Origin of the sequence: Psychrobacter sp. TB67 (assembly GCF_000511065.1) — a bacterium.
In the GTDB taxonomy this organism is placed as follows: Bacteria; Pseudomonadota; Gammaproteobacteria; order Pseudomonadales; family Moraxellaceae; genus Psychrobacter; species Psychrobacter okhotskensis.
This window is the reverse complement of sequence record NZ_AYYA01000050.1, coordinates 77,644-94,093: the sequence shown is the minus strand read 5'-3', so window position 1 is coordinate 94,093 and position 16,450 is coordinate 77,644. Positions and strand designations below refer to the sequence as shown.

General features: G+C 45.6%; 13 protein-coding genes. 7 read left to right on the top strand and 6 right to left on the bottom strand.

The annotated features are described in order from the left end of the window. Positions 1-244: 244 nt before the first annotated feature. Both hpf and rpoN read right to left on the bottom strand, forming a co-directional pair. The gene (hpf, locus tag W293_RS0107925; RefSeq protein ID WP_025651923.1) at positions 245-625 is read right to left on the bottom strand and encodes a ribosome hibernation-promoting factor, HPF/YfiA family; all 381 of its coding nucleotides are present in this window, start codon (positions 623-625) and stop codon (positions 245-247) included. A 361-nt stretch (positions 626-986) separates the two neighbouring features. Beyond that, a complete protein-coding gene (gene rpoN / locus W293_RS0107920; protein WP_025651922.1) occupies positions 987-2,687 on the bottom strand; it encodes an RNA polymerase factor sigma-54 in 1,701 nt (566 codons plus the stop codon). Between the two features lie 407 nt (positions 2,688-3,094). Between rpoN and W293_RS0107915 the strand changes: the two genes are divergently transcribed. Then, the gene (locus W293_RS0107915; RefSeq protein WP_025651921.1) at positions 3,095-3,994 is read left to right on the top strand and encodes a carbon-nitrogen hydrolase family protein; all 900 of its coding nucleotides are present in this window, start codon (positions 3,095-3,097) and stop codon (positions 3,992-3,994) included. Positions 3,995-4,086: 92 nt separating this feature from the next. Here W293_RS0107915 and W293_RS0107910 read toward each other — a convergent pair whose 3' ends face one another. The 4 genes from W293_RS0107910 to lptM all read right to left on the bottom strand — a co-directional run bounded on the left by W293_RS0107910 (position 4,087) and on the right by lptM (position 7,950). Beyond that, positions 4,087-5,103, bottom strand: coding sequence for a tyrosine recombinase XerC (locus W293_RS0107910; RefSeq protein ID WP_025651920.1), 1,017 nt, complete (start codon positions 5,101-5,103; stop codon positions 4,087-4,089). A 6-nt stretch (positions 5,104-5,109) separates the two neighbouring features. Continuing rightward, a complete protein-coding gene (dapF, locus tag W293_RS0107905) occupies positions 5,110-5,997 on the bottom strand; it encodes a diaminopimelate epimerase (protein WP_025651919.1) in 888 nt (295 codons plus the stop codon). Positions 5,998-6,193: 196 nt separating this feature from the next. Then, positions 6,194-7,570 carry a diaminopimelate decarboxylase gene (lysA, locus tag W293_RS0107900; RefSeq protein ID WP_025651917.1) on the bottom strand — a complete coding sequence of 459 codons (1,377 nt, stop codon included), beginning with the start codon at positions 7,568-7,570 and terminating at the stop codon, positions 6,194-6,196. A gap of 65 nt (positions 7,571-7,635) precedes the next feature. Next, the gene (lptM, locus tag W293_RS0107895; RefSeq protein ID WP_025651916.1) at positions 7,636-7,950 is read right to left on the bottom strand and encodes an LPS translocon maturation chaperone LptM; all 315 of its coding nucleotides are present in this window, start codon (positions 7,948-7,950) and stop codon (positions 7,636-7,638) included. Between the two features lie 813 nt (positions 7,951-8,763). Here lptM and W293_RS0107890 point away from each other — a divergent pair. From W293_RS0107890 to W293_RS0107865, 6 genes are all read left to right on the top strand, one after another. Continuing rightward, a complete protein-coding gene (locus tag W293_RS0107890; protein WP_025651915.1) occupies positions 8,764-9,996 on the top strand; it encodes an acetate/propionate family kinase in 1,233 nt (410 codons plus the stop codon). Positions 9,997-10,086: 90 nt separating this feature from the next. Next, positions 10,087-12,234 (top strand): phosphate acetyltransferase, encoded by a 2,148-nt coding sequence (pta, locus tag W293_RS0107885; RefSeq protein WP_025651914.1) that lies wholly within the window; start codon positions 10,087-10,089, stop codon positions 12,232-12,234. Positions 12,235-12,494: 260 nt separating this feature from the next. Continuing rightward, on the top strand, positions 12,495-13,376 hold the full coding sequence (gene nadD, locus W293_RS0107880; protein ID WP_025651913.1) for a nicotinate (nicotinamide) nucleotide adenylyltransferase: 882 nt from the start codon (positions 12,495-12,497) through the stop codon (positions 13,374-13,376). A 131-nt stretch (positions 13,377-13,507) separates the two neighbouring features. Then, positions 13,508-13,921, top strand: coding sequence for a ribosome silencing factor (gene rsfS / locus W293_RS0107875; protein ID WP_037025541.1), 414 nt, complete (start codon positions 13,508-13,510; stop codon positions 13,919-13,921). Between the two features lie 231 nt (positions 13,922-14,152). Further along, positions 14,153-14,914: an MOSC domain-containing protein gene (locus tag W293_RS0107870; RefSeq protein ID WP_025651911.1), complete on the top strand. Its 762-nt coding sequence runs from the start codon at positions 14,153-14,155 to the stop codon at positions 14,912-14,914. A 156-nt stretch (positions 14,915-15,070) separates the two neighbouring features. Next, positions 15,071-16,432 (top strand): APC family permease, encoded by a 1,362-nt coding sequence (locus tag W293_RS0107865; protein WP_025651910.1) that lies wholly within the window; start codon positions 15,071-15,073, stop codon positions 16,430-16,432. Positions 16,433-16,450: the final 18 nt, after the last annotated feature.

Genomic DNA, 16,450 nt, shown 5'->3' with positions numbered 1-16,450 from the left:
GACCTCAACGTTACATACGTTTGAGGTCTTTTTTATTGCTTATTACGTCATTACTCAATCGATGGGCTATTTATATTATTTATTCATATAGTCGATTCAATTTAAAAGTAGTACAAGGCAACCGAGTGTAGATGTATATGTGATACTTCAAGCGAGGTTAACGCTGTAATACTTTTATAGTGGAATGACTATACTATTTATGGGTTTATTAGCCACTATATATTGAGCGTCAATCATAATAAAACTAAACGGCTGGCGCTACATCAGCGGTAGTAAGGTCTTCATAGCGTCCATCACGCCCTGCACCCTGAGTTTTTTTACGCTCTTGACGGGTTTTGTATTTACGCACTTGTCTATCAAGCTTGTCTGCCATCTCATTAATGGCTTTATACATATCATCCTCAAGTGCTTGGACAAACATTTCTTGACCTGAGACTCGCATAATCGCTTCGGCTTTATGGCTTTTTTTACCACCATCACTTGCGCCGCTATTGTCTAGCGATAAGATCACTTTAATACTTTGTATCTGATCGAAGTGACGCTCTACTTTTTCAAGTTTTTCGCGAACTGCTTTGTCCATCGCATCGGTAACACTGATATGGTGACCACTGATAGAAACATTCATATTATTGTCCTTTTATTTATGACTTACAATCAACAGATGAGATAGCATTCCTGCCTTTATCATCTTGCCTTACCAACGACCGCTACAAAATTTTCGGTAAAAACTGACGTATTATTGTATTGCCAATTTAGTATCGCCAATTTTTTACCAAAATAAAAATCTGCTTCGTTTTGATCCTTGGTATGACTCTAATTTGTCATGAAAGCAGGTTAGTAGCAAGACAGTAAATTGTAATTAAATGTAATAAAAACTGTTGTTTCTTTCAGGTTTCTATATAATCAAAAAATTTTATTTTTTATATTTATAATCAGGTATATTGAAGGTTGCCTGACTTCAATGATAAGTCATTGAATTACGACAGTTAATATTTTTGCTTGCGCTGGGTAGATGAGCCAATATTCATCGCTTCACGATATTTGGCCACCGTTCGGCGAGCAATATCGATGCCTTCTGAAAGCAAATGGTCTTTGATGCGACTGTCAGACAGCGGTTTTTTGGGGTCTTCATCCCCTATTAACTGCTTAATCATCGCGCTAATGGCTGTTGATGAGATGTCGCCGTCGCTACTACTGACATGCGAGGAGAAGAAATGCTTGAGCGAAAACAAGCCTTGTGGTGTCAAAATAGTTTTGCTAGTGGTCAAGCGCGAGACGGTCGATTCGTGCAAATCAACTTCCTCAGCGATGACCTTTAGAATTAGTGGTTGCATGGCAGTCGCCCCATACTGCAAAAAATCTTGCTGATAGCGCACGATACTGGTCGCTACCTTTAATAAGTTTTGATTGCGCTCTTCAATACTACGAATAAATAGCCGCGCATCGGTGAGGTTTTCACGCAAGTATTGATTGTCTGGGCTGTCATCGCCGCGCTTGACCAAATTGGCATATTCTTGATTGACCCGTAGTTTTGGTAAGGTGTCAGGATTCAGGCGTACCTGCCAGCCATCGACTTGCGCAGTCGCATCGGCTCTGTTGCCATTACTGATGTTCTGAGTATGGTGGCGACGGATAGGCGTAACCAGCACATCAGGGATATCATAGCTGGCAGGTGGTTGCGCGTAGTCTGGCTGATAGCTTTGAAACAGTAGACCTGGCGAAGGATTTAAGCTGCGCAATAGAGTAAGCGCCGGGGTAATCTGCGCAGGCGCCAACCCTGTGTGCTCAGTCAGCGCCTTGATATTATTACTGACCAGATGCTCACTGGCGGACAATAGCGCTTGCGCTTCTTCTAGATAGCGAGTATCAGCATCGAGCTTGGCCAGCTGAATCGCTAAGCACTCACTCAGATTGCGCGCACCAACGCCTAAAGGGTCACACGATTGAATAATATGCAGTACCGCCATGACTTCATCATGCTCAACGCGCTCATCCCATTGATAAAAGCTCGCCATGGTCTCAAAGCTTTGTAATAACTCATCAATATCGAGGCGCACAAAACCCATATCATCCATCGAGTCCATCAGATATTCTGCAATCAGCGTGTCCGTCTCGGAGAGACGCTTAAAGTTGAGCTGCCAACGCACATGGTCTTGGATCGTCGCACAAGTGCCACCTTGATAGCTATCAAACTCATCATAATCTGGTCGTGTCAGCGCACTAGAGGCACTGCCTGCACTGAAATTACTGGCATCAAAACTGTCTGTGTCTAAGCGACCGTAATCATCGTTATCCAGTGCCTGATAATCTATCGCGCCATCATCGACACCTGACTGTTGCAGCTTATCGAAGCTGTCCGTTGCGCCATCACTATAGTCGCCCGTACTATCGTCGTCATAAGAGAAGGTGGCAGATGATGCAGTAAATGAATCAGCGCCAGTACCTTGGTTCCAAGTATCGAGGGTTAATGGCTCACTAAACTCATCCCTCATCGCATCATTAATGCTCTCGTACTCGTCTTCCTCCTCCTCGATACGTTCGAGCAGCGGATTACTATCCAGCTTGGCCTGAACCTCTTGCGCAAGCTCAAGACTAGAGAGCTGCAGCAATTTGATGGCTTGCTGCATTTGCGGGGTGAGCTTCTGTGACGTACTTAGCGTGGTCGCCAATCCGAACGACATACTCATGGGTAGCTTATTACACTCCAATCGTGGTGGTATAGTCGACCCGATATAAATCAGATACAGTGTCAGGCTCGCTTCATCTACTATTGGCCGTAGTGTCACGCACCTGTCTTTGCCTTTCTGGTATCTCAATTATATCAAACCGACTATATGTTATGCTGATTCAGGCGGTGACTTTATGATATCAGGTCATGAAGATAGCATTTTTTGCCACAATTTTGCTATGATAATTTATACCCTATGCGCATGAGTTTTTGACTTCTATCCCACAAAGCCGCTTAGTCACCAGCATGATGGGCTGAATAAATAGAGTGTTACGTGCATATAATCTATTAATAATGACAAGCCTATTATGATAACAAAGATGGGATAAGCGCCTTGTCAGCTTAAAAATAACTGAGAAACAAACGATGAATAATTCTATAAATAATGCGCAATTTACTATTGCTGCTATCCAAATGAACAGTCAGCAAAACATTGACAATAACTTAGCGGACATAAAAGCCGCCATCATTGATGCCCGCGCCCAAGGTGCTCAGCTGGTTGTGTTACCAGAAAACTGCTGTAGCATGGGTGAGCAATTTGCTACTGCTGAGCAATTTGATGTCCTGTCAGCGACGTTGGCAAACTACGCCCGCACCTATGGCATTTATGTACTGGTCGGATCCCTACCCTGCGCTTATCGGCCAGACGGGTTGGTCGTACCTGATGGTAGATTGCGCCAAGTCAGCCAGTTATTTGGCCCTGATGGCAAAAGGGTTGCACGCTATGACAAAATTCATTTATTTACAGCGACGGTAGCAGATAAGCAAGGCCGCTATAATGAAGCCGCCACGTTTGAGCCGGGCACGCAGACAGTGGTTGTACCGATTGAGGTAAATGATGCTGTTTATCAATTGGGCATGATGGTCTGCTTTGACTTACGTTTCCCTGCTTTGGCGCAGCGTTTGCGGCAAGCAGGTGCTGACGTATTGAGCGCGCCATCCGCCTTTACTTATTTGACGGGACAAGCACACTGGTCGCTGTTGCTGCGTGCACGTGCGCTAGACAGTCAATGTATGGTGATTGGCGCGGCACAAGGTGGCGATCATGTCTATAAAAATGGGAGTACGCGACAGACGTGGGGACATACTACCATTACCACTTATGATGGCACCATTATAAATAGCTATGATAATAGTGAACTAAATAGTCAAGCGGTGACTGAAAAACAGAAAAATTATGAAGTCATATTGGCAACTTTTGATAAAGAAGCTCAAGCCCAAGGGCGGCAAAAGATGCCTATCTTTGACTGTCATCGTTTGGCTTAAGGGTCGATCTGGTCTATTTTAAAATAAAGCTTTTAGAAGAAAGCTTTTAGAGCTTTAAATTTTAGAACGTTAGCCTTTAGAAAATTCATATTCTACGTTGAATCTTTGTCATTCTGCGCATGCGTGGCACGCGGATGTGCGCGATCATAGACTTGTGTCAATTTAGCAAAATCTACATGGGTATAGATTTGCGTCGTGCTAATATCGCTATGCCCAAGCATCTCTTGTACCGCCCGCAGATCACCGCTGCCAGATAGCATGTGCGAGGCAAAGCAATGGCGTAATAGATGCGGATACATATTTTGCGCAATGCCTGCCCGCGTTGCCGCGACTTTTAGACGTTGCTGCACTGCCCGCGTTGACAAGCGTGTGCCCAATTTTTCACTGATAAATAGCGCCGTGTCCATCTGCTCCACCCACAGGTTACGATGCGGTAGATAACGGCTAATTGCTTCTGCTGCTTTTAAACCTAACGGTACTATGCGCGTCTTATTGCCTTTACCAGTTACTCGTACTCGCAATTCGGACAAATCCATATCTGCCATATCTAGGGCGACCAATTCGCCGACCCGTAGACCGCTGCTATAAAGCAGTTCAAACATCGCTTTATCACGCAACCATAAGCGTGCTTGTTCTGGCGTATCAGGGATTTCTTGATCTAGCAATTGCGTCAGTAAATCCACGTCAGCGATCGACGGTAGCGGCCTAGGACTGCGTTTAAGCTGATAGCCGGTCGTTGGATTGATACGCGCCAAATCCTCCTCGATTAGCCAGCCATAAAAGTGGCGGATGGCGGACAGCTCTTGCTGGACGCTAGCAAGCGCAAGTTTGTCCTCATCGAGTCGTTGGCTAATATGCTGGGCCAGTTGGCGTTTATCGCAGCGCGTCCACGTCAGGCGCTTGCCGCGTAAAAACAGCGCCAACTGGTTTAGTCCAGCAAAATAAGCGGTCAATGTATGCGCTGAATGATTGCGCACTGACAAAGTGTTTAGCCAACGATGTACTGGTGCCAATAATTCTCGTAGCACAGCGTCTGGCTCTATCGTGGCTGCCAGCTCAGCGGATAGCCATGATTTTGACTTAGAGTCTACTGTAGGCGCTGTCGTCATTGTCTATTAGCCTTCTGGATTGGGCTTGATGCCCGCTTGCGCCATTAAGCCATCTGGGCTAAATACGCCCTCATAAACAAAGGCGGTCGGCCCCGTCATCATGACCGAATAGCCCGGCTGCCATTTAATAATCATGCTACCGCCATAAAGTTGCGCGCGCACATCTTCGCCTTCATCAAGCCAGCCTTCACGGACACCGATAGCCACTGCTGCACAGGCACCCGTCCCACAGGCTTGGGTCTCACCGACGCCGCGTTCATAGACACGTAGGCGAATATGGCGCTGGTTCATCACTTGCATAAAGCCGACATTGACACGGTCGGGAAAGGCCGGATGCGATTCAATCGCTTTGCCCAAGGTTTCAACGTCAGCATCAAGTACATCGTCAACCTTGATCACCGCATGTGGGTTGCCCATATTGGCAACATAAAGCTGCACAGGCGTCCCATTAACGTCTAAATGAAAAGCGTTTTGGATTTTGGTGGTGGCTCGCGGGGTAAATGGAATCTCGCTTGGCTCAAATTTCGGCTTGCCCATATCGACCTCTACCCAACCGTAGCGATCAGTCGTCAACGAAATAATACCACTCGCCGTCTCAACACGCAGACGCTGCTTAAATGACAGCTTACGCGCTTGGACAAAACGGGCAAAACAGCGGGCGCCATTGCCGCACTGCTCAACCTCGGTGCCATCGGTATTAAAAATACGATAACTAAAATCAACGTCAGGGCGCATGGGTGGCTCAACCACGAGCAATTGGTCAAAGCCAATGCCCAGATGACGATCACCCAATAATTGCACCAAGTCCTTGGTCAAGTCTAAGCGCTGAGTCACCAAATCGATGACCATGAAATCATTGCCCAGACCATGCATTTTTGTAAATTCTATGAGCATATCCTTGAGTCCTATCCTATTTTTATGTATGCGTTATATTAGCACGCTGTCAGATACAATGATAATTATCAGCGCTATCAAATACTAAGTTATATTTCTCCCTTAAAACCAACACCTTGATAAATTTCTACCATAAAAAAACCCACTATCAGCACGATAGTGGGTTTTTTAATATTCAAATATCGCGGAAATAATATTAATCAGCTTGCCACAATGTCTCATCTGCATATAGCGCTTCAATGGTTTCACGTTTGCGAATCAATTGATGAAGATTTCCGGACACCATTACTTCACTGGCACGCGGACGCGAATTATAATTGCTACTCATGGCAAAGCCATAAGCACCGGCACCCGTTATCGCTAAAACATCATCTGTAGCGAGCGACAATAAACGGTCTTTTGCTAAAAAGTCCCCTGTCTCGCAAATCGCACCAACGATATCCCACGGCTGCGTACCATCAGTATCCAAGCCTTTATTCGGTAACGTTTCAGGAATCACCGCCATTTCAGCTTGGTACAAAGCCGGACGAATTAAATCGTTCATCGCCGCATCAACAATGGCAAAATTCTTGTGCTCAGTTGGCTTTAATACGTCAACTGTGGTCAATAATATACCAGCATTGGCCACAATACTACGACCGGGCTCAAATAATACCGTCAGGCCAAGTGCGCTTAATTTAGGCAATAACGCCTCGGCAAATTCATCGATAGAGACAGGCGTTTCATCAATATAACGTACCCCTAAGCCGCCGCCCAAATCGATATGACGTAGCTCGATACCTTTGTCACGCAGGCTATGCACCAGTTCAATAATTTTATCGAGTGCGGCAACAAATGGTGCAACTTCAGTCAGCTGCGAACCAATATGACAATCAATTCCAACGATATCGATATGCGATAACTCTGCTGCTTGTTGATAGACCGCGACCGCATCTTCGTGAGCGATGCCGAATTTGTTGTCTTTTAAGCCGGTTGAGATATACGGATGGGTCTTAGCATCGACATCTGGATTGACGCGCAGTGAGATTGGTGCAGCTTTATCCAACTGCTGAGCAACCTCATTGATTAAGGTCAGTTCACTAATCGACTCGACATTAAAGCAGCCAATGCCTTGGGTCAGAGCATATTCGATATCACTTTTGGTTTTACCCACGCCTGAAAAAACGACCTTGCTAGCGTGTCCACCTGCCGCCAGTACTCGCATGAGCTCACCACGCGAGACAATATCAAACCCTGCACCTGCTTGTGCTAATACGCCAAGAACGGCAAGATTAGAATTGGCTTTTACCGCATAACAAACCTGATGCGTTAGACTGGCAAAGCTATCGGTATAGGCTTGATAGACATCTAATATCGCCTGCTTTGAATACACATAACAGGGCGTACCATAATGCTTGGCCAATGCTGCAACACTCACCTGCTCCATATATAAAGCGTCGTCGCGATAGTGCAGTGCTGGTAAATGGGCGGTCAAGGCTTGAGGATCGACATACAATCCTTGCTCAGTTTGGGTCGTGACTGACTCACCAAGGGTAGACTCGGTGATGCCGGTTTGTTGCTCAGAATGACTCATATAAACTTCTCTAATTTCATCAGGTTATCAAGGGTAAAGGTTATCGATTGAATAGAGGACATGTCCTAATAGTCGTTAGGATCGGTACTCGGCTCAGGCAATACTTGCTGCTGCTCTAGGTAGCGCTCTTTTTGATAGTTATCGTCATCGACACCAGCGAAAGCAGCGTCTTGCGGATTGCTGGTACTATTGAGTCTACCGGTACTTTCTTGCACGGTTTGGCTACTGGAATCTACTAAATATAAATCGCCTTTTTGCCCGCAGCCTGATACGCCAAGCATCACGCTACTGCCAATGAGAAAAGTATAGAAGGCTCGGCGACTACCGCTAACCAATACGTCAGCAGATTTAGGCTTCAAAAAATGGTGTTTAATAAACATAGCGTAGAGAACCTTTAACGTTGCAATGCTGTGGAGGCGCTAAAATAAGCCGTATAAGTAAAAAACCAAATGAAAATTGGATCACCAAAACAGGGACGACACAACAAGGTTTAATCATAGCATTATTCTATAAAGCTGTGCGCATAGTGACTATAAACCATGTAGTAGCAATCATACTAGCATTGACACTAGCGCTCAGAAATCTATCGATTAGTATCACCCGAAAATCCATCAAGAATTGATAGTCATATTAGAGGCTGTTGAACATTCAAATATTAGGTCTACTGATATCCATTTTTCTTGCTTGCTGTGCCTGCGCAGACAGAGGCTACAAAAAATTGATATCATCGATACTGTCGCGTTTTTAGGGTATTTTAACTATAGCTGCAACTGTGTCTCTAAAAGCAATGTCAGATAACCGATTTTTTTCAGCAAATAGCGAGATGAAAGTTCTTCGACAAACTTTCTTACAATTTATATTGCGAATGGGTTTAGTGCTTTAGCCGCTATTAAACACCAGTGATACTCGGTGTACAGTTGTATCAATTACACCCTCAGTACTGAATTTAAACCTTATCGTGGTCGTGGTATACGCACAAAAATATGTTACATTATAGTCAAACCTTGCAGCTGTGACGAGGCGCTCGCCAGCGACTCATCGACACTTATCAAGTATGGCAGTGCGAGAATGACCAAAATCAGCACTATTCTTGTTTGACCTATGTCAGCGTGAATACGGCTGGTTTTTGTTTATTTAACCCGTGTTAATCTATAATGATTCACCACTTATAAAATATAATCTAAGGATAGAGTATGAGCGCCGGCGTAACCACCACTTTTGACGATAAAAATTCTGACACATCAACCCTAACCAATCCTACCCTAGTACTTAACTGCGGTTCTTCTTCTATCAAATACGCGCTTATTAGCGATGACGAAACGACTCGTATCACTGGTCTGGCTGAAAACTTAGGCCTCGATACTGCCCGCATCAAACACACCACCTTAAACGGCGAAAAACTCGAAATCTCTATTCCCGGTGGTCGTCATAAGCTAGCACTACAAAAAATCCTTGAACTCCTTGAGCAGTATCACTTCATTGCGGTTGGTCATCGCGTGGTACATGGTGGCCGTGAATACTCTGAAGCCGTACGCGTGGACGATCACGTTCTGGAAGAGGTAAAGCGTCTAAAAGTATTGGCACCGCTACACAACCCTGCCAACGCCTTGGGTATCGAAGCGGTACAAGCTATTTATCCTGATATTCCACAAGTGGTCGTGTTTGATACCGCCTTCCATCAAACCATGCCACCGGTGGCCTTTCGTTATCCGCTGCCAAAAGCCCTTTACGAAGAGCATAAAATTCGCCGTTATGGATTCCATGGCACGTCTCATGCGTATGTGTCAGAACGCGCCAGCGAAATTACGAGCGCGAAAGGTCCACATGGTTGGCTCACCGCGCATTTGGGTAATGGTTGCTCAGCGACTGCTGTCTATGATGGCAAAAGTCTTGATACCAGCATGGGGCTGACGCCGCTTGAAGGTCTAATGATGGGCACGCGCAGCGGTGATGTAGACCCAAGCTTACATATCCACCTGAAGCGTCAACTGGGCATGAGCCTAGAAGAAATTGATAAAATGCTCAATAGCGACAGTGGTCTGCTCGGTATTTCAGGCTTATCAAATGATTTGCGTACCATTGAGCAAGCGGCTAACGAAGGTCATACAGATGCCAAGCTCGCTATCGAGATGTTCTGCTATCGTGTCGCTAAATATCTTGCCAGCTTAAGCTGTGCCCTACCTAATTTTACGGGCATTGTCTTTACTGGCGGTATCGGTGAAAACTCTCTCACCACGCGCACGCGCATTTTGGAGATGATGCCGCATTTTGGTATCAAAGTAGATGCCGATAAGAATGCTCATTTGGTTGGTGGTAGCGAAGGCAGTTTCCACGGTGATGGTAGCACCATTGAGCTGTGGGTTGTACCGACCGATGAAGAGCTCCGTATCGCCCAAGAAACCTGTCATGCTTTGGGTTTAAAATAAGTCTGATGGCTTTATGAACATTTAGACGTTTTTCTCATGCCATCAAGGATGGATTGAGCTTTAAAAATATAATAAACAGTAGGATACACTATGCAAACCATTTTACTTGTTCCTATCAGTCGCGGTATCGGGGTGACGTCAGCCGCGCTTGGTCTGATTCGCGCCTTTGACTATAACGGTATCAAAGCCGGATTTATGAAGCCGTTTTTGCAAGATGACACGCTGGATAAACAACACAGCTTGGACAGCTCAAGTGCGTTGACCATGCATGCTTTTGGCCTCAACCCACCTCAGTCTATCAGCCGTCAGCACGTCGAACGCATGATTGGGGATGACAACCTTGATGACTTGATGGAAGAGGTCGTCGGCAATTATCATACGCTTGGGGATGATTATGATGTGGTCATCTGCGAAGGCTTGGTATCAACCACCGAGACCTCTTATGCCTCACAAATCAACCGCGCGATTGCTCATGCGTTAGATGCCAAAATTATATTTGTCAGCACCGCTGATACTGGCAAGCCTGCCTACTTAGCCGATAAGTTAGATGTACACGCCCGCGAATTTGGCGGTATGGCAAGCAGTCGTACCTTGGGCTGCATCTTAATGCGCGTCCACGATGTACCCAATACTTTTGAGACCCAGCCGGTTGCTCCGGGTGAAGCGATAATCAGCTTGGACAGCACGTTCATACAAGAAGTGCAGCGGCTGTCACCGTTTTTTAATACCGAACAATTTCACTTAATCGGTGTGGTGCCATTTAGCGACTCACTATCCGTGCCACGTACTTGGGATATCGCCACCGAGCTTGACGCTACTTGGCTCAATGTCGGTGAGGCAAAAACACGTCGTATCAATCGTATCAGCTTAACCGCACGCTCAGTGGCACGCATCGACGAAGTCTTCAAACGTGGCACCCTGATCGTCGTCCCCGGTGATCGTGATGATTTGTTATTGGCTGCAGGGCTAGCCTGTATCAACGGTATCCCATTGGCAGGGTTGGTATTGACCGGTGGCGTCGTGCCAAGCCCGACAGTGGCTGAGCTTTGGCAATCAGCGCTCAAAACTGGCATTCCTGTCATGAGTGTCGAAAGCGACAGCTTTGAGACGGTACAGAGCCTCATGCACATGAGCTCTGAGATTCCAAGCGATGATGTGGCACGCGCGGAAGAAGTGGCTCGTTATGTGGCAGCACACTTGGATCTGAGCTGGATTAAAGCATACTTTAGCCAAAATCATGAGCCGCGCTTGTCTCCTTCGGCATTCCGCCATCAAGTGGTTAAAAAAGCCCAAAATGCCAAAAAACGCATCGTGCTACCAGAAGGCTCTGAGCCTCGTACTGTAGAAGCGGCCTGTATTTGTCAAAGCCGTGGTATCGCCAATTGCGTGCTGCTTGCCAAGCGCGCAGACGTTGAGCAAGTGGCTAAAAACCGTGACTTAACCCTGCCAGAAGGTCTAGAGATTCTCGACCCTGACACCCTCGATATGAGCAAATATATCGCTGCGGTCGTTGAACGTCGTAAAGGCAAAACTGGCGCAGACGTCGCTGCTGAATACCTGAAAGATACCGTGTACTTGGGTACCATCATGCTACAGATGGACGAAGTCGATGGCTTGGTTTCGGGTGCGATTCATACCACTGCCAACACCGTCCGCCCAGCATTCCAGTTGATTAAGACCGCGCCGCAGTACTCTTTGGTATCGTCTGTGTTCTTTATGCTATTGCCTGAGCAAGTGGTCGTCTATGGTGACTGCGCCATCAACCCAGATCCCAATGCGGAAGAGCTGGCAGAGATTGCCATCCAATCGGCACAGTCTGCAGCAGCCTTTGGCATCGATCCAAAAGTCGCGATGATTAGCTACTCAACTGGCTCATCTGGAACCGGTGCTGATGTCGAAAAAGTCACCCGCGCCACCCAAATCGTCCGCGAGCGCGCACCGAATCTAAAAGTCGATGGGCCGTTACAGTATGATGCGGCATCGGTCATGAGTGTGGGCAAGCAAAAAGCGCCAGATTCGCCTGTTGCTGGACAAGCCAACGTCTTTATCTTCCCAGACCTCAATACGGGTAACACCACTTATAAAGCGGTACAACGTAGCGCCAATGTCGTCAGTGTTGGGCCGATGCTACAAGGTTTGAATAAACCCGTGAACGATCTGTCACGTGGTGCCTTAGTCGATGATATCGTCTATACCATCGCCCTAACCGCCATCCAAGCGCATAGCGATCTTATTTAATCATTGCATGCTTTGGCTTAAAATCATGAGGCAATTGAGCCGATTATCACTATGATAGTCGGCTTTTTTAATAGGAATAAACCCTAGTCACAATTATTCTTAATCATTGGTTTCTTAGCAAGTTATTATCAGCTAATGACAACGGTGCGCCTGCCCTCTACAATGCAAGACTGGCTCATTTGCGTCGCTTATTTTCTTCTTAACTATTTATTTTTAGCCATCCTATTATTTTTAACAATCCATTTAATTTTAATAATCCTATGTCAGATATAGTCCTTCAGCAGAAAAAAGAAAATCAAAACACGACTGCACCCGCCATTCGTGCCTATTTGGGTGGCTCATTTGATCCTGTACATAACGGTCATTTGCAAATGGCGATGTACGTCTATCAGCACTTATTCCCGATAGCCAAGCAACAACAGCGCGCGCTGCAGGTGTCATTATTGCCCAATGCCCGCTCGCCCTTTAAGGATAAAAGCACCAATCCGGAGCACCGCCTAGCGATGCTAAAGCTAGCGACGCAAGAGTCGCCACTACAGATTAGTGAGCTTGAGCTGTGGCAGACGCCGCCCGTCTATACAATCGATAGTGTGCGCACGTTAAGACGACGCTACCCAAACGACAGCTTGATATTTATCATGGGCATGGACAGCGCGCGCAGCTTAGATAAATGGAAAGATGGACTTAGGCTGACAGATGATGTCAATCTCTGGATTTTTAATCGCGAGGAAAATGCTGAGTTTCGTAAAAATCTTCCTGAGACCACGTTACCAACCCCATTAAAATCGCAACTTCCTATGCCGCTGCCATCCTTAATTGTTGATTCAGTTACAGAGCTTGTGATACCGCCTACTCGACATTTAACAGACAGTCCTATCTTGAAAAGCAGTCATCAAGGTCGCATCTATCTAGACATGCGTCCTGTCTTAGCCATATCGAGTACACAGTTACGCCAGCAGCTACAGCAGGCTGCCCATCAAGTAAATATATTGTCCGCTGCCGAAACGCAAATCACATCTATACCGCCAATAAATGATATCATTAGCAATACTGAATTCAATCCATTCGCTAAATGGCTAAATCCTGCTGTTTATCAATATATTATTGCCCATCAGCTATATTCTGCTGCTCAATTCCGTTAAAATCGCCTTATCTTTGTTTTTTTGTCTATCCTATCTCCATACATCACTGCCTATATCGGTTCAGTGCGAGATGACAAATTGACGATTGACCCCTTTATTTTTAATATTTACGATTTAAGAGATTACATTTTATGATCAACACCATGAATGACGAACGCTTGCAAGAGTGTTTAACCCTTGTCCAAAGCGCTCTAGATGATATGAAAGCGAAAAACATTACCGTAATGGATGTCGAGAGCTTAACTGACGTAATGGAGCGCATCGTCATCGCTGACGGTACGTCTAAGCGCCATGTGCGCGCGATGGCTGATAGTGTCGGCGCTGAAGCCAAGCAAGCAGGCTTTATGCCACTTGGTCGCGAAGGCGGCATCGACTCTGACTGGACATTGATTGATTTGGGCGCTGTGGTCGTGCATATGATGACCCCGCAAGCGCGTGAATTCTATGACTTAGAAGGTCTATGGTCATCGCCTGAGCAATTGGCTGAGCTGGTCGCCACGCCGCGTGAAAAGAAAACAGCCGGTCGCCGCAATAAAAACAAATGATAGTGTTTATTACCTAATCAATAGAAAATGCAAAACCAAAAAGACCAGATACTTATTCTGGTCTTTTTTTATTTAAATTTTAGATTGTTGATAAACTCTAAAGCACTGATAAATTTTAAAATACTAAAACCGTATAATCAGACAAATGATTAGGCTAAGATAATACTCGTCATGACTCCCAACAATGACATCGCCATACCTCTAGTAAACCCCTATAGATTAGGAAAATTCATGAGCATACAATCCTTTAGCCAAAAAAATACCTCTGATTTTAACCAGCCTCTACCACTGCATATTGCCAACCTCACCTGCGTCCGTGCTGGCAAAGCCATGCCATTCGCCCGTGAACAGATGAGCGCTATCGACAAAGCGCCAATCAAAGCGCCCGTTACCGTCAACTTTATGGGCTTAAGCACCGATGAACAAGCTGACCGACGCCATCATGGTGGTCCGCTAAAAGCCGTGCATCAATTACCCATCGCTACTTATGACAAGATTAACGCTGAGTTTGGCTTAAAGGTGCGTATCGGTACTTTAGGGGAAAATCTGACGACCGAAGCGGTGAATGGTTTGCCAGAGATGGATGAATCGACTGTTTGTATTGGAGACGTCTATCAGTATGGGCAATATGATCAAGACAAAAAAGACAGTGAAGAAAGCGTGCAGTTACGCATCGTCCAACCACGACGACCTTGCTACAAAATCAATGACCAAATCGGACAGTTCACCAAAGTACCCAATATCGCTGCATGGGTGACTAAGCAAGGTATCGCTGGCTGGTACTTTCAAGTGGTACGTGATGGGCTGATTGACGCTGACTTGCCTGTCTATCTCATCGAACGTCCTTATCCGTTTGCCACCCTTGAAGCACTGTGGCAACTGTCGAACTCAAAAGAAAAATTTGACGCAGATGTCATTGAGCCATGGCTTGCGATTGAGTACTTGGAAGATAGCTGGAAAAGCGTTTTGGCTAAAAAAATTCAAAAGGATTGAGAAAGCATTGCTCAGAAAAAACCGTTATGATGACTTTCTTATTTAGAATCGATAATTCTTACGCCCTCATAATGACAGCAAGGTTTTTCATGTCCCAAACTCATTTTATAATCAGCGGTATTTCGCTCTCATTTTCTAATAATCAAGGAGGATTATATGAGCGACAAGACTGAAAGTATCAGCTACCTGCAAGCGATTGCGATTAGCGTCGGCGCGATTATCGGCTGGGGTGCTTATGTCATGCCGGGCGATTTATTTTTGCCGCAGTCGCAGCTGTTAGGCTCTTCTGTTGCCATTATCATTGGTACGTTGGCCATTTATATGGTGGCGCGCGCTTATATTAATTTACTGACCCAAACGCCAGAGAACGAATCGGGCGGTATCTATTGGATTGAGAAGTATCTTAATAGAAAACACGCCTATGTTTATGGCTGGGGCGTGGCAATAGGCTATATCTCCATCGTCGCGCTCAATATATCAGCCGTCGCCTTGCTGTTAAGATATCTGCTACCGAGCAGCTTACAAATAGGCTATTTGTACACGATTGCTGGTTGGGAGGTCTACGCCAGCGAGGTGTTCCTATGTAGTGCCGCTATCATTTTATTCAGCTATATCAACTTAAAGGGTGTGCGCGTCGGGGCGAAAATCCAATTATATATCGCCCTATTTATGATTCTGTCGGTCAGCGCGCTGTTTTTTGCCTCGCTTTGGGCGACGCCAACGACACAAGCATTTTTGCCCACGGATATGCAAAGCAGCTCTATCACCAGTTTGGCATGGTTGCCTATTCTGGCGGTGATGCCGTGGGCGTACGTCGGCTTTGAGACCACGCCGCAGATATCCAAAGCGATTAGCGACTCAAAAACCAAAACCAAAAGTATCATCTTAATCTCGCTAGTCGCTGGTGTTTTGTTCTATTTTTTGATCAATTACTTTACCGCCCTCAATATGAACTTTGATTATCAAGCGATTAAAGACAGCAATTGGGCGACAGGTGAAGGCATAGACAATCGTATCGGTAGCATCGGTATTTGGCTGCTATCTATTGCCATGATTGGCTCGATACTGAGCGGTATCAATGGCTTTATACTATCGTCAGTCAAGCTGCTAGAATCGATGGGAGACTCGTCTTTATTACCCAGTATTTTTACCGATAAAAATCATCGATTTAGTAAGACAAAAACGGTGATGCTGATCGCTTTGGTATGTCTGTTCTCACCTTGGCTTGGCAGAAACTATTTGCTCGATATCGTTAGTATGGCTTCCTTAGGCATTACCGTTGGTTTTGCTTATGTTACGACTGCCGACCTCATCAATGAGCGCAAAAAGAAGCAAGCAGGTCTGCTAAATTATCTTTCGGTATTGATTAGCATCATCTTTATCTCATTATTACTGCTGCCCTTTTCACCCGCAGCGTTATCGCTGAATGCTTATATACTGTTAGGCTTCTTTATTATTTTGGGCGCAATTGGTTATAAAAGAATCATTCCAGTGAATGAGGGAAATAGCCTTCAATAATGTGCTAAATAAGCTGAA